Source organism: Spirosoma rhododendri, from assembly GCF_012849055.1.
In the GTDB taxonomy this organism is placed as follows: domain Bacteria; phylum Bacteroidota; class Bacteroidia; order Cytophagales; family Spirosomataceae; genus Spirosoma; species Spirosoma rhododendri.
The window spans coordinates 5,452,586-5,472,588 of the sequence record NZ_CP051677.1 but is presented as its reverse complement, the minus strand read 5'-3'; the positions used below and the strand labels follow the sequence as shown (position 1 = coordinate 5,472,588).

22 protein-coding genes and 2 pseudogenes are annotated in these 20,003 nt (G+C 53.9%); 8 read left to right on the top strand and 16 right to left on the bottom strand.

Annotated features, from left to right (window positions below):
* Positions 1-251: 251 nt before the first annotated feature.
* Entirely contained in the window at positions 252-1,169 is a 918-nt protein-coding gene (locus HH216_RS23000) for a glutaminyl-peptide cyclotransferase (RefSeq protein ID WP_169553494.1), read from the top strand.
* A 51-nt stretch (positions 1,170-1,220) separates the two neighbouring features.
* On the opposite strand, the gene HH216_RS22995 is transcribed toward HH216_RS23000, so the two are convergent.
* Both HH216_RS22995 and HH216_RS22990 read right to left on the bottom strand, forming a co-directional pair.
* On the bottom strand, positions 1,221-2,063 hold the full coding sequence (locus HH216_RS22995; RefSeq protein ID WP_169552988.1) for an SGNH/GDSL hydrolase family protein: 843 nt from the start codon (positions 2,061-2,063) through the stop codon (positions 1,221-1,223).
* Between the two features lie 16 nt (positions 2,064-2,079).
* Positions 2,080-3,405, bottom strand: coding sequence for an alpha-L-fucosidase (locus HH216_RS22990; RefSeq protein ID WP_169552987.1), 1,326 nt, complete (start codon positions 3,403-3,405; stop codon positions 2,080-2,082).
* A gap of 142 nt (positions 3,406-3,547) precedes the next feature.
* Between HH216_RS22990 and HH216_RS22985 the strand changes: the two genes are divergently transcribed.
* On the top strand, positions 3,548-4,084 hold the full coding sequence (locus tag HH216_RS22985; protein ID WP_169552986.1) for a lipocalin-like domain-containing protein: 537 nt from the start codon (positions 3,548-3,550) through the stop codon (positions 4,082-4,084).
* Between the two features lie 50 nt (positions 4,085-4,134).
* On the opposite strand, the gene HH216_RS22980 is transcribed toward HH216_RS22985, so the two are convergent.
* Positions 4,135-4,833, bottom strand: coding sequence for a uracil-DNA glycosylase family protein (locus HH216_RS22980; protein ID WP_169552985.1), 699 nt, complete (start codon positions 4,831-4,833; stop codon positions 4,135-4,137).
* Positions 4,834-4,844: 11 nt separating this feature from the next.
* Entirely contained in the window at positions 4,845-5,528 is a 684-nt protein-coding gene (locus tag HH216_RS22975; RefSeq protein ID WP_169552984.1) for a toxin-antitoxin system YwqK family antitoxin, read from the bottom strand.
* A 158-nt stretch (positions 5,529-5,686) separates the two neighbouring features.
* On the opposite strand from HH216_RS22975, the pseudogene HH216_RS22970 reads away from it, so the two are divergent.
* The 3 genes and pseudogenes from HH216_RS22970 to HH216_RS22960 all read left to right on the top strand — a co-directional run bounded on the left by HH216_RS22970 (position 5,687) and on the right by HH216_RS22960 (position 9,072).
* A pseudogene (locus HH216_RS22970) lies at positions 5,687-6,561 on the top strand (SMP-30/gluconolactonase/LRE family protein).
* 149 nt (positions 6,562-6,710) lie between these two features.
* A complete protein-coding gene (locus HH216_RS22965; protein WP_254448575.1) occupies positions 6,711-8,177 on the top strand; it encodes an FAD/NAD(P)-binding protein in 1,467 nt (488 codons plus the stop codon).
* Complete coding sequence (locus HH216_RS22960) at positions 8,149-9,072, top strand: AEC family transporter (protein WP_169552982.1); 924 nt, start codon at positions 8,149-8,151, stop codon at positions 9,070-9,072. Before HH216_RS22965 ends, HH216_RS22960 begins: the two co-directional genes overlap by 29 nt.
* 9 nt (positions 9,073-9,081) lie before the next feature.
* Here the strand turns inward: HH216_RS22960 and HH216_RS22955 are convergent, their stop codons facing one another.
* The 3 genes from HH216_RS22955 to HH216_RS22945 all read right to left on the bottom strand — a co-directional run bounded on the left by HH216_RS22955 (position 9,082) and on the right by HH216_RS22945 (position 11,793).
* Positions 9,082-9,897 (bottom strand): serine hydrolase, encoded by an 816-nt coding sequence (locus HH216_RS22955; protein WP_169552981.1) that lies wholly within the window; start codon positions 9,895-9,897, stop codon positions 9,082-9,084.
* A 113-nt stretch (positions 9,898-10,010) separates the two neighbouring features.
* Positions 10,011-11,117 (bottom strand): vWA domain-containing protein, encoded by a 1,107-nt coding sequence (locus tag HH216_RS22950; protein ID WP_169552980.1) that lies wholly within the window; start codon positions 11,115-11,117, stop codon positions 10,011-10,013.
* A gap of 97 nt (positions 11,118-11,214) precedes the next feature.
* Positions 11,215-11,793, bottom strand: a complete 579-nt coding sequence (locus HH216_RS22945; RefSeq protein ID WP_169552979.1) for a Uma2 family endonuclease — start codon at positions 11,791-11,793, stop codon at positions 11,215-11,217.
* Positions 11,794-11,916: 123 nt separating this feature from the next.
* Here HH216_RS22945 and HH216_RS22940 point away from each other — a divergent pair, with 123 nt between their 5' ends.
* Positions 11,917-12,504 carry a peptidylprolyl isomerase gene (locus HH216_RS22940; RefSeq protein WP_169552978.1) on the top strand — a complete coding sequence of 196 codons (588 nt, stop codon included), beginning with the start codon at positions 11,917-11,919 and terminating at the stop codon, positions 12,502-12,504.
* 7 nt (positions 12,505-12,511) lie between these two features.
* On the opposite strand, the gene HH216_RS26975 is transcribed toward HH216_RS22940, so the two are convergent.
* From HH216_RS26975 to HH216_RS22910, 6 genes are all read right to left on the bottom strand, one after another.
* Positions 12,512-12,856, bottom strand: coding sequence for a type II toxin-antitoxin system PemK/MazF family toxin (locus HH216_RS26975; protein ID WP_169552977.1), 345 nt, complete (start codon positions 12,854-12,856; stop codon positions 12,512-12,514).
* Positions 12,849-13,070 carry a hypothetical protein gene (locus HH216_RS22930; protein ID WP_169552976.1) on the bottom strand — a complete coding sequence of 74 codons (222 nt, stop codon included), beginning with the start codon at positions 13,068-13,070 and terminating at the stop codon, positions 12,849-12,851. The genes HH216_RS26975 and HH216_RS22930 overlap by 8 nt, the downstream gene beginning before the upstream one ends.
* 52 nt (positions 13,071-13,122) lie before the next feature.
* Positions 13,123-14,061: an aspartate carbamoyltransferase catalytic subunit gene (locus tag HH216_RS22925; RefSeq protein WP_169552975.1), complete on the bottom strand. Its 939-nt coding sequence runs from the start codon at positions 14,059-14,061 to the stop codon at positions 13,123-13,125.
* A 153-nt stretch (positions 14,062-14,214) separates the two neighbouring features.
* Entirely contained in the window at positions 14,215-14,436 is a 222-nt protein-coding gene (locus HH216_RS22920; RefSeq protein WP_169552974.1) for a DUF433 domain-containing protein, read from the bottom strand.
* Positions 14,437-14,487: 51 nt separating this feature from the next.
* Positions 14,488-15,414, bottom strand: a complete 927-nt coding sequence (locus HH216_RS22915; RefSeq protein WP_169552973.1) for a M20/M25/M40 family metallo-hydrolase — start codon at positions 15,412-15,414, stop codon at positions 14,488-14,490.
* A gap of 86 nt (positions 15,415-15,500) precedes the next feature.
* The gene (locus HH216_RS22910) at positions 15,501-16,379 is read right to left on the bottom strand and encodes an SDR family oxidoreductase (protein ID WP_169552972.1); all 879 of its coding nucleotides are present in this window, start codon (positions 16,377-16,379) and stop codon (positions 15,501-15,503) included.
* 142 nt (positions 16,380-16,521) lie between these two features.
* On the opposite strand from HH216_RS22910, the gene HH216_RS22905 reads away from it, so the two are divergent.
* Both HH216_RS22905 and HH216_RS22900 read left to right on the top strand, forming a co-directional pair.
* Positions 16,522-16,782: a hypothetical protein gene (locus tag HH216_RS22905; protein WP_169552971.1), complete on the top strand. Its 261-nt coding sequence runs from the start codon at positions 16,522-16,524 to the stop codon at positions 16,780-16,782.
* Positions 16,779-17,147 (top strand): type II toxin-antitoxin system VapC family toxin, encoded by a 369-nt coding sequence (locus tag HH216_RS22900; protein WP_169552970.1) that lies wholly within the window; start codon positions 16,779-16,781, stop codon positions 17,145-17,147. The genes HH216_RS22905 and HH216_RS22900 overlap by 4 nt, the downstream gene beginning before the upstream one ends.
* A gap of 14 nt (positions 17,148-17,161) precedes the next feature.
* On the opposite strand, the pseudogene HH216_RS22895 reads toward HH216_RS22900, so the two are convergent.
* The 3 genes and pseudogenes from HH216_RS22895 to HH216_RS22885 all read right to left on the bottom strand — a co-directional run bounded on the left by HH216_RS22895 (position 17,162) and on the right by HH216_RS22885 (position 19,893).
* Positions 17,162-17,841: pseudogene (locus HH216_RS22895) on the bottom strand (cell division ATP-binding protein FtsE).
* 122 nt (positions 17,842-17,963) lie between these two features.
* The gene (fsa, locus tag HH216_RS22890) at positions 17,964-18,632 is read right to left on the bottom strand and encodes a fructose-6-phosphate aldolase (RefSeq protein ID WP_169552969.1); all 669 of its coding nucleotides are present in this window, start codon (positions 18,630-18,632) and stop codon (positions 17,964-17,966) included.
* 103 nt (positions 18,633-18,735) lie between these two features.
* Positions 18,736-19,893, bottom strand: a complete 1,158-nt coding sequence (locus HH216_RS22885) for a galactokinase (RefSeq protein WP_169552968.1) — start codon at positions 19,891-19,893, stop codon at positions 18,736-18,738.
* Positions 19,894-20,003: the final 110 nt, after the last annotated feature.

Here is a 20,003-nt window from a genome sequence, read left to right as displayed (position 1 = left end):
TAACCAGTTTCTAATCTGATCTCAGTATACCAGATTCTGTCATTCTGATCGCCAAACGGGATATAACCCGTTGAACAGTCGATAGTTTTCTGCAAAAATTGAGCATAACCGGTCGCCAGATTAAAACAATTTTAATCTGTATTACTTAAGTAGAACGAACATGTCAGTATGCATCGACAACCGATTCATTTACCCTGGCCAAAAACGCTTTCACCGTGAAAAACTCGTTCTACTCTATTGCATCGGCCTGCATGATCGCGGCCACGCTGACTGCCTGTGAAGACCATATGAATAGTCCGAATGCGGTTTTTCCGGAGCGCATCAATTTTGTGGCCGAACGGCAGTACCCGGAAGGTATCGCGTACTCATCGCAACTGGACCGATTCCTGATTTCGTCCATTCCGCAGGGGAAAGTGGGTACCGTCTCAACTGATGGGCGCTACGAAGACCTGCTGACCGACCCCGGACTGATTGCTGTTATCGGTATAAAAGTGGCGGGTGGCCGGGTATTCGTCTGTAACAGCGATCAGGGGCGGTCGGATCGGAGCAGTGCGGCTACCACACGGCAGAAAGCCGAACTGGTGGTGTTTAATCTGAACACCCGGCAGGTTGAGCGACGCACGGATCTGGCGGCTTTGATTCCAGCGGCCGAGCCAAACTTTGCCAACGACGTAACGATTGCGCCAAATGGCACGGCCTACGTAACCGACTCGTTTTCGCCCGTCATTTACCGGGTTACAGCAACGGGTGATGCCAGTGTACTGGTGCGCGACAACACCCGGTTCGCCAGCTCGACGTTTGGTCTGAACGGCATCGTTTATCACCCGAACGGCTACCTGATCGTTGCTAATACGGGGCAGGGTAAGCTTTACAAGGTAGATTTGGCGAATGGAAACGCGGTAACGGAAGTAAGCCTGCCAGCGTCATTGCCCGGTGATGGCCTGACCTTGCTGAACAACGATTTATACGTCGTGACGGGCGGCAACCGAGTGGCACAGGTGCGTAGCACGGACAACTGGCAAAGCGCGACTATTCTGAAATACGACGCCGACGTGTACACCGGGGCAACGACCAGCGTAGCTGTAAACAACCAGATTTATACACTCAACGCCCGCATCGGCGAAACCGGCACCGCCCGCGATTTCAGTATTCAGCGGTTCCGCCCGTAGTACAAGCCATAAATCATTGAGTGGGTAATGCGGAAGATGGAGTAACGTGCGTTACTCCATCTTCCGCATTACTCTGACCAGCTCGCGGGTGATAAGTTCGTAGCCCTTGTCGGAAGGGTGCAGGCCGTCGTAGGTGCGGGCGATAGCGCCGGGCGGGTAGGGGTAGTCGTCGGTGGCGGGGTTGAACGGGATGCTGGTGTAGGCCGGGTACCTATAATCGACGTACTGACCAGTGGCCGGGTCCTTTAAGTGTTTGTAGTTCACCAGCTTCTCCACCCGCAGACTACGCAGGTGGTACAGATCAACAACCGGAATTTTATCGGCGCGGCCGATGGAGTCGACGGCCATTGCAAACGATTCCAGCGTCTGCCTGCTTTTGGGCTTGTAAGAGCCATACGCGTTGTTCTTCGGGTTGTTAATCTGCACGAAATCGGTGCGGGGCATGGGCGTTATCAGCAGTAAATGCGCCTGCGGATTGAGTTGGCGGAGCTTGTCGAGGATGATGCGAAACGAGCCGTACACGGTGCCTGTGCCGGTATTTTGCTGGTAGTCGGTGAAGCGGCCGAGGGGTTTGCTGTGCCACCAGTCATTGGTGCCGAGAAAGACCGAATAAATGTCGGCTTTGGTTAGTCCCAGCGAGTCGATTTGCTGCGCGATGCGAACCGCTGTCCAGCCGTTGTGCCCCTGATTGACGAAGTTGATGTACGGCAGCTTCTCCACCACACGGGTCATGTAGCCCTTCGTGATGCGATTACCAGTTTGCTCGGGGTGGTCGTTGAGGTAGGTGATTGAATCGCCGAGCGCTACCCACGTCATCGGTTGCGGAGGGCGAAAGCTGAACGCGCCAATGAGCAGGGGCAGCAGGAACAACTGCCGGGTTAGTCTGAGTGTCATAGGTTTGGGCAACACATTACAGTTCCAGTTCAACAATCGTGTCGATGGCGCCAGCGGCCGGAGCAACGGGCATCGTCAGGACAACCCCTTCCGCCGACTGACTGACCTTGACCGGGCGCTTATCAGCAAACAGACGGGCGGATTTGATCTTGCCGGTCATCGCTGGCAACGACAGTTGACGATCCTGCCAGTCGAGAATGTGGACGTATACTTTGTTGCCTTTCGCGGTGCTGACGCCCCAGTCGCGGGCGGCTACGGGACCGCCCCGTGTACCGTAGATCGTTTCGCCGTTCTGTTGCATCCATTGGCCCATTTCGCCCAGCGTTTTGACAAATTCTGGCTGAATCCGGCCGTCGGGCATGGGGCCGACGTTGAGCAGGAAGTTGGCGTTGTGCCCGGCTGCTTTCACCAGGTACTGCACCAGGTCTTTCGTGCTCTTGTACTTGCGGTCGTTGATGTTGAAGCCCCACGCGCCGTTCATCGTCTCGCAGGTTTCCAGTGGTAGCTTGCTTATTTCTGAATTCTCGCTGAACCCCGTCTGATTCTGTCCCGGCAGGTCTTTCTCGAACATCTGAAAATCTTCGCCCGGAAACGGCGCGACGTGGTGATTGTTACCGATCAGCGTGGCTGGTTGTAGCTTGTGAATCAGCGAGTAGGTGCGGTCGAGGTGCCAGTCGAGTTTGGTTTTGCGCGGGTCGGTTTTGTCGCCGACTTGTTGATCCCACCAGCCGTCGAACCAGATACCGCCGATGGGGCCGTAATTGGTCAATAGTTCGGTGAGTTGCGTATCCATGTAGGCGAGGTACTTGTTGAAGTCGCCGGAATCAGGCCGGCCGAGGTTTTGGCCAGTGCGTCCGCGCGGGTAGTAGTCGGGGTTGTGCCAGTCGAGGTGCGAATGGTAAAAAAACAGCTTGATACCCTGCGCCCGGCATTCGTCGGCGAGGGCTTTCAGCACGTCTTTTTTGTAGGGCGTCCGGTCGACGATGTCGTAGTCCGACACTTTCGAGTCGTACATGGCAAAGCCGTCGTGGTGCTTGCTCGTGATGGTGATGTACTTCATCCCCGCATTCTTCGCCATCGACACCCACGCTTTGGCATCGAAGGCAATCGGGTTGAAAAAGGCAGGCAGCTTTTCGTAGTCAGCCACCGGAATCTGCCGGTCGTTCATCACCCATTCGCCCGACGACAGCAGGCTGTATACGCCCCAGTGAATGAACAGCCCAAATTTGTCGTCCTGAAACGCTTTGCGGGCGGCTACGTTGTCGGCGGTGGGCTGGTAGCCGGTTTGTGCCCCGGCCGACGACAACAGCAGGCTAAACAGCAACAGAGAAAGGATACGCATGAAGTGGTGAGGTTTGCGACTATAAAGAGACTCTGGGGCTGTTTTTTTACCGTTCCCAAAAACGCACTGCCGTTGCCTAAGTAGCCGCAGGTGGCTGACTGAAAGACACTGATATTTGTCGGCACTCACTTAATTCCTCATCATGCACACACCAAAAACAACCCGCCTGCTCACATGGGCGCTGATCGTAGCCGTACCGTTCTGGTTTGGCAGTTGTAGTAAGAGCGGCAGCGATTCGGTCACGCCCGCATCGTCGATCGAAGGAACCTGGGTATATACCGGTGTTAAAATCAACCCGGCTGTAGACCCGTTCAAGACAGGTCAAAAAACGAACGACCTGCTGGCCCTGTACACACAAGTGCTGGGTACTGATTTTCAGACGTGCCTGACAACAACAAAAGTCACGTTTGCCAGCGGTGGCAAAATAAGTGGCACCCCCGGATCAAAATGCACGGCCGCTAGCAGCTCTCAGGTGCCCGACCCGGAGACAGGCGGCACCTGGAAGTACGACGGTTCCAAACTCACGATTACGAGTGCCGACGGGAAAAGCTCGGAAGTCTACGATGCCGTTGTTAGTGGGAATACGCTGAAAATAATGCAGGTCGACAGCAGTACAGACTGGGATGGCGACGGCAAAAATGATACGGAAACGTTAACGCTGGAGATGGCCCGCTCCTAGCGGATACCACCGGATAGTATAGGGATACCCTGTGTGGGGTATCCCTTTTTTTATGCGCTTTCCAGGCAGTCGTGCAGCGTGCTGATGTACTGCTCCAGATAGTCGGGCAGGGCTTTGCTCTTGTATTGCAGGATGTAGCGCGGGTGGTCGAGCGTAACGATGCGGTCGAAAAAGCCCTGCTGCTCGTTGAGTCGTTTCAGGTAGGTTTCGTTTTTCCGGCCCAGGCACACCGCCACGCGCCGGTCGGCTCCGAAGGTAAGCTGCGTCTGAACCGTTTCCGTAATCGCGGGCCACAGGGCGGCCGTCGTCTGTTTGTCGTCGTAAAAATTGTAGTTGACTACGCCCCCACCGGGTCTGGCTTTCGTCAGTGCCAGTGGAAACAGCGACGTCAGGAAAAAGCGCCCATAGAACTCCGCTGCCCCACCAAAGGCCTCCACGACCTGATACACAAACCGACTCGACAGTTCAGGGGTGTCTCGCAACTCATTGTCGATGCCGCAGTACCGGCGTAGGTTTTGGGGCGTGGTAAACGAAATTCCCGTTACGCCCGCCCCGAACCGGCCGGGGTTGATTCCCAGCACAAACACGCGCGGCCGATTGTCGGCGTAAAATTTGGCGTAGAACTGCTCCACGATAGGCCGGACGCTGGGCTGCTCGTAGGGGTTCATCACGCCTATGCCGGGCGGCAGGGTGGTGGGGGCTGTCAGCGAGTGATAGTAAGCAATGGCTTTATCGGCGAAGGTAGTCATGAACGAATGTGTTAGCGGACGACTGCCCATAAGTGCATTGTAATGGCTGGCAATAGGTAAATCGCCGTCACGGGTTGGCCTTCGTACGAACCGGGTAGCCACTGCACATCCTTGAATGCCAGCGCAGCCCATTGCTGAGCATTCTGCCGAAACTCCCTGTCGGGGTGCGACGCAATGATCCGGTAGCGTGCTCCAACGGGCGAAACGGTGGCTGCGATCTGGTAGGATAACTCCGTTATACCCTCGCGGTGGAGGTGCATAGGTGGCCTTGACTCACGCGACAGAATCGCTGAAATCTGGTGTGTACTGGCCAGATAAATGGGGGGCGGAGTCAGGCGAACGGTCGTTCCTTTGCCTTCCAGTTGTATGATCCCCATAGTATCGGCCGTGGCTGTGGTTCGGTTGTTGGTTATCACCTGCGCGGTCGAGTAGTTATAGATCAGCTCCGGTTGACCCGTGCGGTTGTAAAACGTCCAGGTACCGATCCGGCGACTGTTGGCGTAGCTGCCTTCTTCCAGCAAGACGTCTCCATCGCGTAAATATTTGCGGTACGTTCCATCGCGCAGAGTGTCGTTATCGGCCCGCACTTCGTACTGTTCCAGCAGGTATTTGCTTTTGACTTTTACGGTTTTAAGCGACTGACCATGAGCGAACGTAAAGCAACATACTGCGATGATTGTGAGGAGGAGCTTCATAACACGTTGAGTAGCGTTTGGCCAATCAATGATAGTAAATCAGGACTGATTCCCCAATCTGTAGGCGCTGGGAATCAGTTTGCACTGGCGGGTAGTTTGCAAACAAGCCGACGGCGGGGGCTGTTGTTTGCCAGTATGCTTCACTAAATCCGACGGCTATGGCTCAACCCGATTCCGAACCTTTTACCGCTTTTGATACGACCCAGCTTATCGCGCCCGGTGCCGAGCTGACCTGCGTATCCAGTCAGTTTGAATTCACTGAAGGCCCGGCCCCCGACGCTGATGGAAACGTTTTTTTCTCCGACCAGCCCAATGATAAAATATGGCGCTACGGCACGGATGGTTCATTGTCGGTTTTTCTGGACAAAACGGGCCGTTCCAACGGAATGTACTTCGATCCGGCCGGAAACCTTGTCACCTGCGCCGACGAGAAAAACGAAATCTGGTCGATCAGCCCCGATAAAGAAGTAACGATTCTGATGACCGACCACGAAGGTGCGCGGCTCAACGGCCCCAACGATTTGTGGATTGATGCCAAGGGAAATATCTACTTCACCGACCCGTATTACGAGCGCAAGTACTGGTGGCATGGTGGCCCGGACGTGTTCGGCGAATACCTCTATCTGCTGCCAAAAGGCTCGTCGCAACCCGAACAGGTCGATACGGATTTCGACAAACCCAACGGCATCATTGGCACACCCGACGGCCAGACGCTGTACGTCGCCGATATCGACGCCGATAAAACCTACCGCTACGATATCCGCCCCAACGCGAGTCTGGTCAACCGGCAACTGTTTGTTGAGCAGGGGTCCGACGGGATGATTCTGGATGAGCGCGGTAACCTGTACCTCACGGGGGCGACGGCGTAACGGTTTACAGCCCCGCAGGAGAAAAAATCGCGCAGATTCCGGTTGATGAAGACTGGACGGGCAACATCTGTTTCGCGGGTGCCGACCGAAAAACGCTGTTCATCACCGCATCGAAATCCATTTATACGCTGGAAATGCAGGTAGCGGGCGCAGCACGGGCGTAACATTATCATTAAAACGGGGTTAAAGAAATAGGCCGCTGTGCTTCCGAGAAGTTGCAGCGGCCCATTTCTTTACTCAACAAATGCACCAGCGAACGATTGCAATAGTAGGAGGTGGAGCGAGTGGCACGGCTACGTTTATCCACTTGGTTTTGAAACTGATACTGGCCCCCGAACCCGAACCGGTGGCGTTTGCGCTCATTGAAAAGAGCGACGAAATCGGGCCGGGACTAGCCTACGACACTGGCCAGAAAGGGCATCTACTTAACACCTCGGCGGGGCTGATGGGCATCTTCGCCGAAGAAACCGATCACTTCGTCGACTGGATGGCCGAACACCGTGGTATTATCGAACGCGAGTACCCCGATACGGCTATCGACGCCAGCAGTTACCCACCCCGCGAGCTGTACGGCATCTACCTGAGAGATGTATTTGAGGAATATGTCGATCTGGCCCGGCAACACGGCATGCCGGTCGATGTGTACCACGAACTGGCCGTCGACGCAACGCTCACGGAGGATGGCGCCACGATTACGCTGAAATCGGGTCAGACAATCGACGCCGACGTGCTGGTGCTGGCAACGGGAACGCCGAAATCCAACAATTTCAAGCCGCTCGAAGCATCGCCTAACTACCTCGACTCGCCCTGGCCCGCCAGCCGGATACTTCAGACGATTACCGACAAAGACGCGTCGGTCTGCGTGCTGGGAGCCAGCCTGACAGCCATTGACGCGGTGATTACGCTGGTTAACAACGGGCACCGGGGGCCGATCAAGCTGTACTCGAAAGACGGGCTCTTACCCCGTGTGCAGTCGCCGGAAGAAAAGCCGTTTGAGCGGCAGGTGCTGACAATGGCAAATGTCCGTAAACTAATCCGCGAAGAGCAGCGGACGCTGCGGGCCAGCGATCTGTTCCGGCTGTTTCGCGCCGAAGTAGAACGCATATTGGGGCCGCAGGACTGGAAACGCTTCAAACGCATCGGTAAAAATCAGCTCGACCTGCTGACCGACGACATCCGGCAGGCGGAAGACTACGCCAGTGTTTTTCAGAACATTCTGTACTCGACCCGCCACATCTCGTTCGATATCTGGCAACTGCTGCCGCAGGACGAGCGTATTCGGTTTATGAAATGGCTCAAGCCGTATTCTGATATCAACCGCCACGCCATGCCGCTCCAGAACGGCAAGAAACTCCGCGATCTGCTGGCATCCGGGCAGGTGACGGTAACGGCCTATTCCGACAAAGTGGAGTGGGACGATGCCAACCGGCGATACACCCTGACGACCGAAAAAGGCTATACCGACACCGTCGATTACGTTATCAACGCAACCGGACCTGCTACGAAGGCCGAAAAAGTGCAGGTGCCGATTCTGCAAAAACTACTGGAGAAAGAACAGCTGCTCCCCTGTGAGGCCGGTGGTTTTCAAGCCGATGTCAACACCATGCAGCTTTATGTTCCGGGCGTGGAAGATGCACCTGCCTATGGCATCGGACACGTACTGGTCGGCGAACTGTTCGATACCAACGCTGTCTGGTTCAACGTCGAACGTGTCGACCCGCTTACGCACGCGATTATTAAACGCTTACAACATGAACGTACTGAACGAGTTACTGGCTAACGTTGTCCCCCTCTACGGGTTTATTATTCTGGGGTATGTTGCGAGTCGGTGGTTCGGTCTGAAGAGTAAGCCTATCTCAAGTCTGTTGCTCTACGTCCTGATTCCGCTGGTTATTTTCAACAATATCCTGAAAGCGGAACCGGCACAACTGGCCACCGCCTTATCGATCATTTTTCTGCTGGCCGCGCTGATGAACCTCCCTGCCGAACTGGTGAAACGGTGGTTAAAGCCCGACGTCAACCCCGATCTGCTGCGCTGCTCGTTTTCGTACTTCAACATTGGCTGGTTCGGTATTCCGGTCGTGATGGCCCTGTTTGGCGAGGAGAAGATGCCGCTCATCATCAGTGCGTACATGGGTAACGTGCTGTACGGCGACACGGTGGGTTATTATCTGGTGTCGCGCAGTAAGGACATGGGCGTTGGCGATTCGATCAAAAACGTGCTGAAAATTCCGGCTATTTACGCCCTGATTGTGGCTATCATCGCTAACCTGTACGGGTTTAAAATGCCCGAATCATTGGAGCCGGTGATGAAAGGAGCCAGCTGGACACTTTCCGCCCTGGGTATGATTATAATCGGCGTTACGCTCACGGCCGTCGACATCAAAAAAGTTGACTACAAGCAGTTCAGCAAGCTGATGGCCGTTCGCTATATAGCAGCTGCGTTAATTCTGGGAGTACTGGTCTGGCTCGAATCCCTGCTGATCGGTCAACTCGAAAGCGATGAACAGAAACTGATGCTGTTGATGGCGTCGTTTCCGATTGCCGCCAACCTCGTTGTATTCGCCACCTTCATCGACGCCGAAACCGAAGATGCATCCATTCTCGTAACGTTTTCCTCGCTTATCTCACTGGTTCTGGTACCGGTTGCCTGTCTGCTGCTGTTTGGTCAATAGCAATTTAGACTACTGCTTGTCGAACCATCGATAACACACCAGCGCAAGCTCCGCGATGATACGTTCGGCGTCGGGCGTCGGTACGCCTTGAACCAGTACGGTAAGCGCGAAGGGTTTGGGTGCGTACACGATACCGGCGTCGCCCCGGATGTAGGCGAGCGTGCCGGTTTTATGCGCGACGAAAATGGTTTTGGGTAATAGCCGGGAAATGGTCAGCGTGTCTTCGTTCTGTTTCAGGATGTCGAGCATCTGATCGCAGAGCGCGGGTGTAGCCAATTGGTGCCGGTAAGTTTGGCTGAGCAGTCGGTTCATATCCCGCGCCGTAACATAGTTGTCGCGGCCCTGCCGGGTGGCCAGCGTGTCCATCATCACCCGGTTCAGGTGCGTGCCGGTTAGACCCAGAGCCTTGATCCGGGCGTTGATGGCGTCCATGCCCAATTCGTTGATGAAAATATTTGTGGCCGTGTTGTCGCTGTACACCATCATCAGCCGCAGCAGGTCGGCGTAGCTGATCCGGCTTCGGTGCGAATAGTTTTTTAGCACGCCATCGCCCCCTGTTTTTTCAGAATCGGTCAGGATGTGAATCTCCGACAGATCGAGCGTCCCGGCTTTCGCCCGTTCCATCGCTTCCACCATAATCGGTAGTTTAATCACACTTGCCGACGGCACTGATTTATCTGCATTCACAAATACCGCCACGTTGCTATCCGTCAGCGACTGCACCGCCAGACTAACCGTTGCCGACACGGGCAGCGTGCGCAGATACGTCGTAATCGAATCGTTGAGCGAGGGCCGAGTTTGTGAAAATCCGCTGGTTAGCGTCATGGCCAAAAGAAAAGTCGGAACCGTAGTTCCGACTTTCTGTAACGTCTTGGTAAGGTATAACAGGTAATACATTGGGTAAGTGAGGTACCGTGTACTGTAAACCGAAAACCAGTCTATCCCTTGATATTCTTCCGGCGGTTGCGCTGGAAATCCTCGAACATCATATTGCCCAGACCCTGCAAGCCACTGTAGTATGCCCGGCCGTTGTTGACTTTCGTAAACTCCTGCACAAACTGCTTCAGATACGGGTCTGACGTAATCATAAACGTCGTAATCGGAATCTCCAGCCGACGCGCCTGAGCCGCCAGCGTCAGCGTTTTGCTGACCACTTTCCGGTCGAGGCCGAACGAGTTCTTGTAGTACTTAATTCCTTCTTTCAGGCAGGTCGGTTTCCCGTCCGTGATCATGAAAATCTGCTTGTTCTTGTTTTTCCGCCGACGCAGCAGGTCCATCGCCAGTTCCAGCCCGGCCACCGTGTTGGTGTGGTACGGCCCGACTTCGAGGTAGGGGAGGTCTTTGGCCTGAATCTGCCAGGCATCGTTGCCAAACACCACAATGTCGAGCGTGTCTTTCGGGTATTTGACCTTGATAAGCTCCGTCAGGGCCAGCGCGACTTTCTTGGCGGGCGTAATTCGGTCTTCGCCGTACAGAATCATCGAGTGGCTAATGTCGATCATCAGTACCGTTGAGGTCTGCGTTTTTTGCTCTTTCTCCGTTACTTCGAGGTCACGCTCCATCAACCGGAATTCATCGACACCGCTGTTGATCTGTGCGTTCTTGATGGATTCGGTCATCGAAATCTGCTCCAGCGTGTCACCGAACTGATACGTCCGTAGGTCACTGCTCAGTTCATCGCCCGAACCGGTGTACGGCGTGTTGTGGTTACCGCCCGACTTCGACCGTTCGAGCTTACCGAAGATTTCCTCCAGTGCGCTCCGACGAATGGTCTGCTCGGTTTTTGGCGTCATCTGAATCTTGCCTTCCTCGTTCTTCTCGGTCAGGTAGCCCTTTTCCTTGAGGTCATCGAAGAAGTTGCCGATACCGTATTTGTCGTCGGTCAGGCTATACTGCCGGTCGAGCTGACTCATCCACGACATCGCCTGTTCAACGTCGCCGGAGGTGAGTAGCAGCAGTTGTTGGAATATGTTGAGCAACTTGTCGAAGTCGCTGCCGCCCTGCTGTTCGGGTGGTACGTAATCTGAAAATTGAAAGCCTTTCATGTATCAATGAGTGAATTTCGAATGAGTGATTGAGCGAATGCTTTGGTTGGCGTAGGTATGGAAAGAACAGCGCGTTTTTCGGATTTGTTCGGGTGGCTTACAGGGGAAGCGTAATTGAGAAATCGGGTAGTACGTCTTCACCCAACAACGTAACAGAATCACCCTGCTTAATCTCTATAGACCCGTTTTTGCGATAGATGAACAACTGCTGCCCCGCCCGGTCGATGAGCCATCCCAGCCGAACACCATTGTCGCGATACTCCTCCATTTTAGTCCTCAATTCCTTTAAATCGTCGCTTTTTGATCGAATTTCGATGACGAAATCCGGGCAGACCGGTGCAAAACCCTGCCGTTCTTTCTCGGTAAGCGCATCCCATCGTTCTTTGCCAATCCACGATACATCCGGCGACCGAACGGCCGAATTAGGTAGTGTGAAGCCTGTAGAAGAGTCGAAAATGTACCCCGATTTGGTACGTCGATTCCAATTCCAAAGCTCGCCCGATAAATTGGCATTGTAACGTCCTGTGTCTGATCCGGTGGGTGGCATGAATATGATATTTCCACTAGCATCGCGTTCCATTCGGGTCGTTTCGTTGGCCTGGCAAAGAGCAAAGAAAAACTCGTCGTCGAACCGGCGGTCGTGCGGTGGGTGCAGTGTGCGAAGTTCCTGGTCCATTGGCAGCAAAGCAGTTTTACCAAAGATAACCAGAGAACGGTACAGTTTGGTATGACAGACCTGCTAGCTTGCAGGAAAAGCGGTTCGCGAACCAGCCAGTTGTTCTACAAATTAATCCCTGCTATGCCCTATCATCTCCTGCTTGTTGCCTACCTCTTTCTGACGAATCCCGCTCCTAAACCGCCCAAAACATACCCCGTCGGGCAAATCAAAACGCGGTTGGGGGAGGTGCTTTTCTGGCTCTACGATGAAACACCCCGCCATAAAGCCAGCTTCGTCAAACTGGCCAACGCTGCTTATTGGGACACGCTGACGTTCAACCGGGTGATTCCCAATTTTGTCGCGCAGGGTGGTTGTCCCGATACGCCCGCTGGGTTCGCCGATTCGCCCTATCTGCTCGAACCAGAGTTTGTGCCCACGGCCCGGCACGTTTACGGAGCCGTCGGGGCCGGGCGCGACAATAACCCCGGCAAGTTGTCGGCCGGGTGTCAGCTCTATATCGTGCAGAACAAAGACGGACTGGCCCGGCTAGACGATAACTACACCGTTTTTGGGCAGGTATTTAAGGGAATGAACGTAATCGACGCGATCTGCAACACGAAACGCGACTCAACCGATACGCCGTTGGTTCCCATCAAACTTGACGTAAACGTGTTGAACCTGACCGCGCCGGAATTGAAAAAACTGGGTTATACAGGTAAACTGAACTGACCGGTGATTATTGATCGGCTTTGAGAAAAAGCGATGTGTTAGATAGTACCGTCAGCAGCACATCAGGCTGGCAAAAGCCAATGCGTTTGATAAAACGTCGTTTATCGAACGAACTAATCTGACGGGTCTTTATAATCGAGTCATGCAGAAGCCGATTCGTTGTATTTCTTGGAATCAGGACATCCAGAAGCGTTGATTTCTGAATTTGGCTAGAAATAGGTACGACAGTGAGCAGATTCCCTACACTGATATAACCAGTGTTCTCCAGAATCAGCGCTGGCCTAACTTTCTGGTATTCGTGCCCAACGCTGGGGTCAAAGTCTACCAACCATATATCACCCTGCTTATACATCCGTCAGCGACAAGTAATGGCGGACTTCCTGAACACTCAGAAAATCAGCTGCGGAGTCAGCAGCAGCAGCTGCTTCGATGTCAGTATCGGTTGCCCACTGCTGTGGCAGTAATTCTCTGCGTAATGCGTTTAAAATAAATGTCTCAACGTCGCCGGGAATATCCTGCAACGCATATTCAAGTTCATCGGGAATCGTTAGCGAGATTACAGTCATAAATGCTGGATAGTATATTAACGAATCTACAACATATAGTGCTGTCAGTCAACTACAACTGCGCCAGCAGATACAGGACCGCCATTCGCACGGCCACCCCGTTTTCGACCTGATCGAGGATAATGCTGTGGGCGGAATCGGCCGCGTCCGACGTTAGTTCAACGCCCCGGTTGATTGGGCCGGGGTGCATCAGTACGATGGGCCGGTCCAACTCGTCGAGCATCTGTTTCGAGATGCCGTAATACAACGAATATTCCCGCAGCGAGGGGAAGTATTTGATCTGTTGCCGCTCCAGCTGAATCCGCAGGACGTTGGCCACGTCGCACCAGGCGAGGGCTTCGCGCACGTCATGTCCAACGCGGATACCCAGTGCATTCATGTGTTTGGGGATCAGTGTTTTGGGTCCGCACACCATGACCTCTGCACCCTGCTTTTGCAGGCAGAAAATGTTCGACAGGGCCACCCGCGAGTGGGTGATGTCGCCGATGATGGCGATACGCTTTCCAGCTACGTCGCCGAGTTTTTCGCGGATGGAGAAGGAGTCGAGCAGGGCCTGCGTCGGGTGCTCGTGCGTGCCATCGCCCGCGTTGACGACGTTGGCTTTGATGTGCTGCGTGAGGTAGTGGGGCGCACCGGGACTGCTGTGCCGCATTACCACCATATCGACTTTCATGGCCAGAATATTATTGACCGTGTCGAGCAGCGTTTCCCCTTTTTTTACCGAACTGCCCGAAGCAGAAAAATTTACTACATCGGCCGACAATCGCTTCTCCGCCAGCTCAAACGACAGCCTTGTCCGGGTTGAATTCTCGAAAAAGACGTTGGCAATCGTGATGTCTCGCAGAGATGGTACTTTCTTGATCGGGCGGTTTATGACCTCTTTAAACTGACTGGCCGTTTCGAGAATGAGTTGAATATCAGCTTCAGTAAGATCTTTGATGCCCACCAGATGGCGGACGCTGAGGGCAGTACGATGGGTCGGTTGGGCCATGCGAGCAGTCGGGGAGTAAGCGCGACAAAGATAATGCGTCCGCTTGTAAACCGGTCAAATGGAATACCATCGACGACTGTACGAGCCACGGATCAAAAGCGAACCTTGAGCGAAAACTGGTTCAATTCGGCAAGTGCTCATCGACCAGGAATTTCATGCTGCCAGCGGAAGGGTACGGAATTGGGCTAATCGAACCGCGTAGTTCAGGCAGGCTTGAATATCAGCTTGTTCAAGGGCGGGGTAGTCGGCAAGAATTTCCTCCCAAGTCATCCTACTGGCCAGTAATTCCAGTATAGTCGTTACCAGCAACCGGGAACCCCGTATGGTTGGTTTGCCATGACAGATAGCGGGATCAATCGTTATGCGGTCAATCATGTGTGAACTAGTTACAAGCCAGGTAAAGATAACAGGCAGACAGATTTGGCCCTACTTCACTGCGGTAAACACCATCTTCGGCTGCTGCATAGCCCGGTTCAACAAGGCTATCTCCAGGTCGAGTATGTGCTTCTCCGCATCGACGTTGATCTTGTCGGGGTCGTCCGTTGGCTTGTGATAGTCTGGGTGGCCGCCCGTGTGAAAGAACAGCACCGGAATCTGCTTAGCGTAAAAAGCTGCGTTGTCGGAACCTCCATTGCCCGCCCGGTCGGTGAAAAACTTGATGGGGCTTGTCACGCCCTGAAATACAGTCGGCCAGGCATCACTCGTGCCGTAGCCACCGATGCCAACGCCCCGGTCGGGATTGTACCGGCCAATCATATCCATGCAAACCATGAAGTTCAGATTAGCGAGTGGTAACGTCGGGTTGTTCAGGAAGTAGCGGGATCCCTGCAAGCCTAATTCCTCCGCGCCGAATGCCATAAACAGCAGGTTGTACGGTTCTTTCACGTTGTTGTTTGCGTAGTAGCGCGCCAGTTCCAGCAGACCGGCAACACCTGATGCGTTATCGTCGGCCCCGTTATGAATTTTGCCCTGTGGCAGCGAATCCAGCGAACTACCCTGCCGACCCATACCCAGATGGTCGTAGTGAGCCCCAATGACAATAGTATAAGGTGCACCGTTGTCGAGAAAGCCGATCACATTCTCTGCCGGGCGCAGACTGTCGGGAACCACAACCCGCCGAACCTTAGCCACGAACGGTTGTCTGAATCCGTTTGTGCCGAGTGGATTCAGGCCATATCGGCGGAACTGATTATCGATGTAACGGGCCGCTCTGGCATTCTCCGGACTACCAGTACCACGTCCGTTCATGGCGTCCGATGCCAGAAAACGAACGTGCCGACGAATGCGTTTGGCAGCGGGTTGCTGCGCCAGTGCGACAGCAGGAAGCAACAACAGGAAAAGCAAAACGCGCATGCTGTATAAATCTGGGCAAGCCACAAAAATACAGGAACCGGCTACGAAACCGGTTCCTGTATCGGGTCAATATGAACCGGCTACCGTTAGCCAATGGGTCGCCCGCCCGTTGCGCCGTAGACCATCCCCGTGATGTAGCTCGCTTCCTGCGACGCCAGCAGCACATAGATCGGAGACAGCTCGACGGGTTGTGCGGCCCGGCCCAGATATGAATCTTCACCAAACGTTTTTACTTTATCGTCGGGCATTGTCGATGGAATCAGCGGTGTCCAGACCGGGCCCGGCGCTACGACGTTGACCCGGATACCTTTATCGATCACTTCTTTCGCCAGCCCTTTCGAGAAATTAACGATAGCTGCTTTGGTGCTGGCATACGCCAAAATCGACGGTTCGGGCATATACGCCTGTATCGACGCCGTATTAATGATTGACCCACCTTCGGGCATGACCGGTACGGCTGCTTTACATAAGTAGAACATAGCAAAGACGTTAGTCCGGTAGGTGCGCTCAAATTCGTCGTTGGGAATGTCCAGGAAGGAATCGTGCGCCATCTGAAACGCAGCGTTGATAACCAGAATGTCCAGCCCGCCCAGTTCGTCGATTGTCTGCTTTACGAGTTGCTTGCAGTGGGCTTCTTCCTGAATGTCGCCCGCGATGGCGATGCCTTTCTGCCCCGCTTCCTGCACCAGCCGAATCGTTTCCTGCGCGTCCTTGTCCTCGCTGAGGTACGAGATTACCACGTCGGCACCTTCTTTGGCAAAGGCAATCGCTACGGCCCGGCCGATACCGCTGTCGCCACCTGTTATGAGTGCTTTACGCCCGGCTAGCCGACCGCTGCCTTTGTACGACGTTTCGCCGTGATCGGCTTTGGGCGTCATTTTGGCTTCAGTACCGGGGTGATTTTGATCGTCCTGCGGGTAGGGAGGAGCGGGGTATTGGTGTCGCGGGTCCTGCATAGTAGTCATAGCGTTGAGTTTGATTTCCCTAACTCAACCCCGAATACCCTATGCTTGTTGATTATTTCTGCCCGTCAGCGCGCCCAGTCCGTAGCGCACAACAGATCAACTCGATTTTCGTATCTTGCGTAAGAAGCAGACTGACAAACCGATGGACACATACGTGGTCGATATCATCAATCCCAAAGCGCTGAGGCTGCTGGAGGATTTAGCCGATATGAAACTGATTGATTTGAAAAAGACAGAATCACCGGCTAATCAGGTTCCTGTCAATCAATTGTCGGATGAGGAAATAGCCCTTGCTCGTGAGCGCGTGATGCGGGGAAGCCCTGGTATTGATTTAGACGGACTGTTGGCTCACCTGCGTGAATCACGTCAGGATCGCAAACTACCTTTTCGAGACGAAGAATGAGGGTACTGGATTCTAATTTGATTATTTATGCTGCCAGTGATATGTACGCCTTTCTAAGGCCTCTCCTGATGCATAAAGACAGTTACGTTTCAGGTATTACAAAACTGGAAGTTCTCGGCTACAGACACTTGACAGCAGACGACAAATTGTATTTGGAGGGCGTGTTTGCAACAACCAGCTCGATCCCAGTATCGGATGAGGTGATTGATTTAGCAATCAGTCTGAGACAAAGCCGGAAAATGTCATTAGGCGATTCTATAATAGCAGCAACGGCTTTGTTGAATGGCTGTGAGCTGTACACTAACAATACTGCTGACTTCGTGCACATACCCGGCCTGATCGTGGTGAATCCGCTGGCCAGTTAATCAACGGGCTGTGTTTACCCCGCTAGTTCAATGACCTGACCATCCTGGCAGCGGAGGACGCGGGCAGGGTACTTGTTGAGCAGTTCGTAGTTGTGGGTGGCCATCAGCACAGCCGTACCTGAGCTGTTGATGGTCTGGAACACCCTCATGATCTGATCTGAAACAGCGGGGTCGAGATTCCCCGTCGGTTCGTCGGCAATCAGGATCTGTGGTTCGTTGAGCATAGCGCGGGCAATAACGACGCGCTGCTGTTCACCCCCGACATCTGATGCGGCATCTTTTTCTGAGCCGTGCCCAGCCCAACCTGCATCAGTACATCGGCAATGCGGTTGTTGATGTCATTTTTGTTGGTCCAGCCGGTCGCTTTCAATACGAAACGAAGGTTGTCTTCAATCGATCGGTCGGTGAATAGCTGAAAATCCTGAAAGACAATACCGATTTTCCGGCGCAACATCGGTACGTCGCGCGGCTTGAGCGATTCAAGAGAAAAGCCCGCTATGTGCCCCTTGCCGTTACGTAGAAACAGATCGGCGTACAGCGTTTTCAACAATGACGACTTTCCGCTGCCTGTCCGGCCGATGAGGTAGGCAAAATCGCCCTTCTGAATCTGAAACGTAACATCGCCCAGCACTAGCCGGTCGCCCTGATAAATATCGGCGTGATCGAAACTCAGTACAGGATCGGTGGAGAACATAGCGTTGATGAATAGACAGGATTACAGGATTGACGGGATTTCGTTTGTAGTATCAACAGCAGCTGTCGCTTTGGCTGGTGAAAAACAAAATCCTGTCAATCCTGTAATCCTGTCCGGGGAAATTACTTCTTTACAGACAGGTTTGCCTTTTCGTGATCGGCCATGAACTTCGCCAGACCGCTGTCGGTCAGGGGGTGGTTCAGCAGGGCTTTGATGGCGCTCAGCGGACCCGTCATCACGTCGGCACCGATTTCAGCGCAACGGATGATGTGCATTGGGCCGCGTACCGATGCGGCCAGTACTTCTGTCTCGAAGCCGTAGTTACCGAAGATGGTCATGATCTGGGCGATCAGCTCCATACCGTCGGTCGAGATATCGTCCAGACGACCAACGAAAGGCGATACAAACGATGCACCGGCTTTGGCTGCTACCAGGGCCTGACCTGCCGAGAAAATCAGCGTACAGTTGGTGCGGATACCTTTTTCCGAGAAGTATTTGATGGCTTTGATACCTTCGGCTGTCATCGGAATTTTTACTACGATGTTCTCATCCAGTTCAGCGAGTTCGTCGCCTTCCTTGATCATCTCTTCGTATTTGACCGAAATCACCTCGGCGCTTACGTCGCCTTTAACGATTTCGCAAATCTCTTTGTAATGCCGCATTACGGCGTCTTTGCCTGTAATGCCCTCTTTCGCCATCAGCGACGGGTTGGTGGTTACGCCGTCGAGAATACCCATTTCCTGGGCTTCGCGGATGTCGGCCAGATTGGCCGTGTCAATGAAAAATTTCATGGTAAGGAGTGTTTGTCAGTACCGACACTAAACAGAATCAGCAGATTCCGTTGGCAAAAGTAAAGAAGATTCCCGCTATGGTCGGAAGAATACACAAACTTAATCAGTTCATCCGGTGCGTACCGTCTTGCAGACTGCATACGTAGATCAGCGTGTCTTTCCCGGTGCGCTCTTTGTACTCGTGCCGAATATGGGCCTCAAAGCGCTCAATGGCCGATACCTGCACCAGATTGATTGTGCAGCCGCCGAAGCCACCACCCATCATCCGCGATCCCAGCACCCCCGGCTGATTCCGGGCAATGTCGACCAGAATATCGAGTTCGGGGCAGCTTACTTCGTACTTTTCGCTCAATCCGGCGTGCGAACCGTACATCAACTGACCAAACGTATCGAGGTCGTCGGCTTCCAGCGCCTGCACCGCATCGACCACGCGGGCGTTCTCCTGAACCACGTACGAGCACCGTTTGTAGATCAGCGGATTAGCGTCGCGCAGGTGCGTGTCGAGCATCGTCATCGTCACATCGCGCAGACTGTGAATGTCGGGGTAGAAGGTTTTCAGGAAGCGCACGCCCGATTCGCATTCGGCCCGGCGCGTGTTGTACTCCGACGTTACCAGTGAATGCTTCACCTGCGAGTCGCACAGTACGATGCGGATGTCGTCGGTGGAGAGGGGGGCGTACTCGTATTGCAGCGAGCGGCAGTCGAGTTTGATCACGTGGTTGGCCTGTCCCATCATGCTGGCAAACATATCCATGATGCCCACTTTCGCGCCGACGAACTCGTTTTCGGCCCGCTGCGACATACGCAGCAGCGTCATCCGGTCGATACCCAGCTCGTAAAGTTCATTGAGCCCGAAGCCCACCGCGTTTTCCAGCGCGGCCGACGACGACAGGCCCGACCCGATCGGAATGGTGCCGCTAAAGACACAGTTGAACCCGCCAACTGTGTGCCCAGCCAAACGGAGTTGTGCAACAACGCCCAGCAGGTAATCCATCCAGGAATTGGTCAGTGTAAGTTCAGACAGGGCCACTTCATAGGTCTGGTTCAGGTCGTGCGCTACCGCGTGAATCCGGTCGTCGGAGCGGGGGGCGATTGCCAGATAGATTGCCTTGTCGATGGCGGCTGGCAGAACGAAACCCTCGTTGTAATCGGTATGCTCGCCAATCAGATTGACACGGCCGGGGGAACAGATAACCAGTGGAGACTGATCGGTGGGGAATGACTGGTGGTAGGCGTCAGTCAGTTGGGTAAGCAGGTCCATAAGATGCAATGGTTACGCGCAGTCGTGCGACTAGTTACGTAACCAAAGACGGGTCGGAGACTGCGTTACCGCCCAAAAGGGCAAAAAAAAATGGCAAATCGAATGTCTCA

What these genes read in the sequence shown, in the direction of transcription:
- HH216_RS23000 (WP_169553494.1), top strand. Translation starts at nt 252, where the DNA reads ATGATCGCGGCCACGCTGACTGCCTGTGAAGACCATATGAATAGTCCG.
- HH216_RS22995 (WP_169552988.1), bottom strand. Translation starts at nt 2,063, where the DNA reads ATGACACTCAGACTAACCCGGCAGTTGTTCCTGCTGCCCCTGCTCATT.
- HH216_RS22990 (WP_169552987.1), bottom strand. Translation starts at nt 3,405, where the DNA reads ATGCGTATCCTTTCTCTGTTGCTGTTTAGCCTGCTGTTGTCGTCGGCC.
- HH216_RS22985 (WP_169552986.1), top strand. Translation starts at nt 3,548, where the DNA reads ATGCACACACCAAAAACAACCCGCCTGCTCACATGGGCGCTGATCGTA.
- HH216_RS22980 (WP_169552985.1), bottom strand. Translation starts at nt 4,833, where the DNA reads ATGACTACCTTCGCCGATAAAGCCATTGCTTACTATCACTCGCTGACA.
- HH216_RS22975 (WP_169552984.1), bottom strand. Translation starts at nt 5,528, where the DNA reads ATGAAGCTCCTCCTCACAATCATCGCAGTATGTTGCTTTACGTTCGCT.
- HH216_RS22960 (WP_169552982.1), top strand. Translation starts at nt 8,149, where the DNA reads ATGAACGTACTGAACGAGTTACTGGCTAACGTTGTCCCCCTCTACGGG.
- HH216_RS22955 (WP_169552981.1), bottom strand. Translation starts at nt 9,897, where the DNA reads ATGACGCTAACCAGCGGATTTTCACAAACTCGGCCCTCGCTCAACGAT.
- HH216_RS22950 (WP_169552980.1), bottom strand. Translation starts at nt 11,117, where the DNA reads ATGAAAGGCTTTCAATTTTCAGATTACGTACCACCCGAACAGCAGGGC.
- HH216_RS22945 (WP_169552979.1), bottom strand. Translation starts at nt 11,793, where the DNA reads ATGGACCAGGAACTTCGCACACTGCACCCACCGCACGACCGCCGGTTC.
- HH216_RS22940 (WP_169552978.1), top strand. Translation starts at nt 11,917, where the DNA reads ATGCCCTATCATCTCCTGCTTGTTGCCTACCTCTTTCTGACGAATCCC.
- HH216_RS26975 (WP_169552977.1), bottom strand. Translation starts at nt 12,856, where the DNA reads ATGTATAAGCAGGGTGATATATGGTTGGTAGACTTTGACCCCAGCGTT.
- HH216_RS22930 (WP_169552976.1), bottom strand. Translation starts at nt 13,070, where the DNA reads ATGACTGTAATCTCGCTAACGATTCCCGATGAACTTGAATATGCGTTG.
- HH216_RS22925 (WP_169552975.1), bottom strand. Translation starts at nt 14,061, where the DNA reads ATGGCCCAACCGACCCATCGTACTGCCCTCAGCGTCCGCCATCTGGTG.
- HH216_RS22920 (WP_169552974.1), bottom strand. Translation starts at nt 14,436, where the DNA reads ATGATTGACCGCATAACGATTGATCCCGCTATCTGTCATGGCAAACCA.
- HH216_RS22915 (WP_169552973.1), bottom strand. Translation starts at nt 15,414, where the DNA reads ATGCGCGTTTTGCTTTTCCTGTTGTTGCTTCCTGCTGTCGCACTGGCG.
- HH216_RS22910 (WP_169552972.1), bottom strand. Translation starts at nt 16,379, where the DNA reads ATGACTACTATGCAGGACCCGCGACACCAATACCCCGCTCCTCCCTAC.
- HH216_RS22905 (WP_169552971.1), top strand. Translation starts at nt 16,522, where the DNA reads ATGGACACATACGTGGTCGATATCATCAATCCCAAAGCGCTGAGGCTG.
- HH216_RS22900 (WP_169552970.1), top strand. Translation starts at nt 16,779, where the DNA reads ATGAGGGTACTGGATTCTAATTTGATTATTTATGCTGCCAGTGATATG.
- fsa (WP_169552969.1), bottom strand. Translation starts at nt 18,632, where the DNA reads ATGAAATTTTTCATTGACACGGCCAATCTGGCCGACATCCGCGAAGCC.
- HH216_RS22885 (WP_169552968.1), bottom strand. Translation starts at nt 19,893, where the DNA reads ATGGACCTGCTTACCCAACTGACTGACGCCTACCACCAGTCATTCCCC.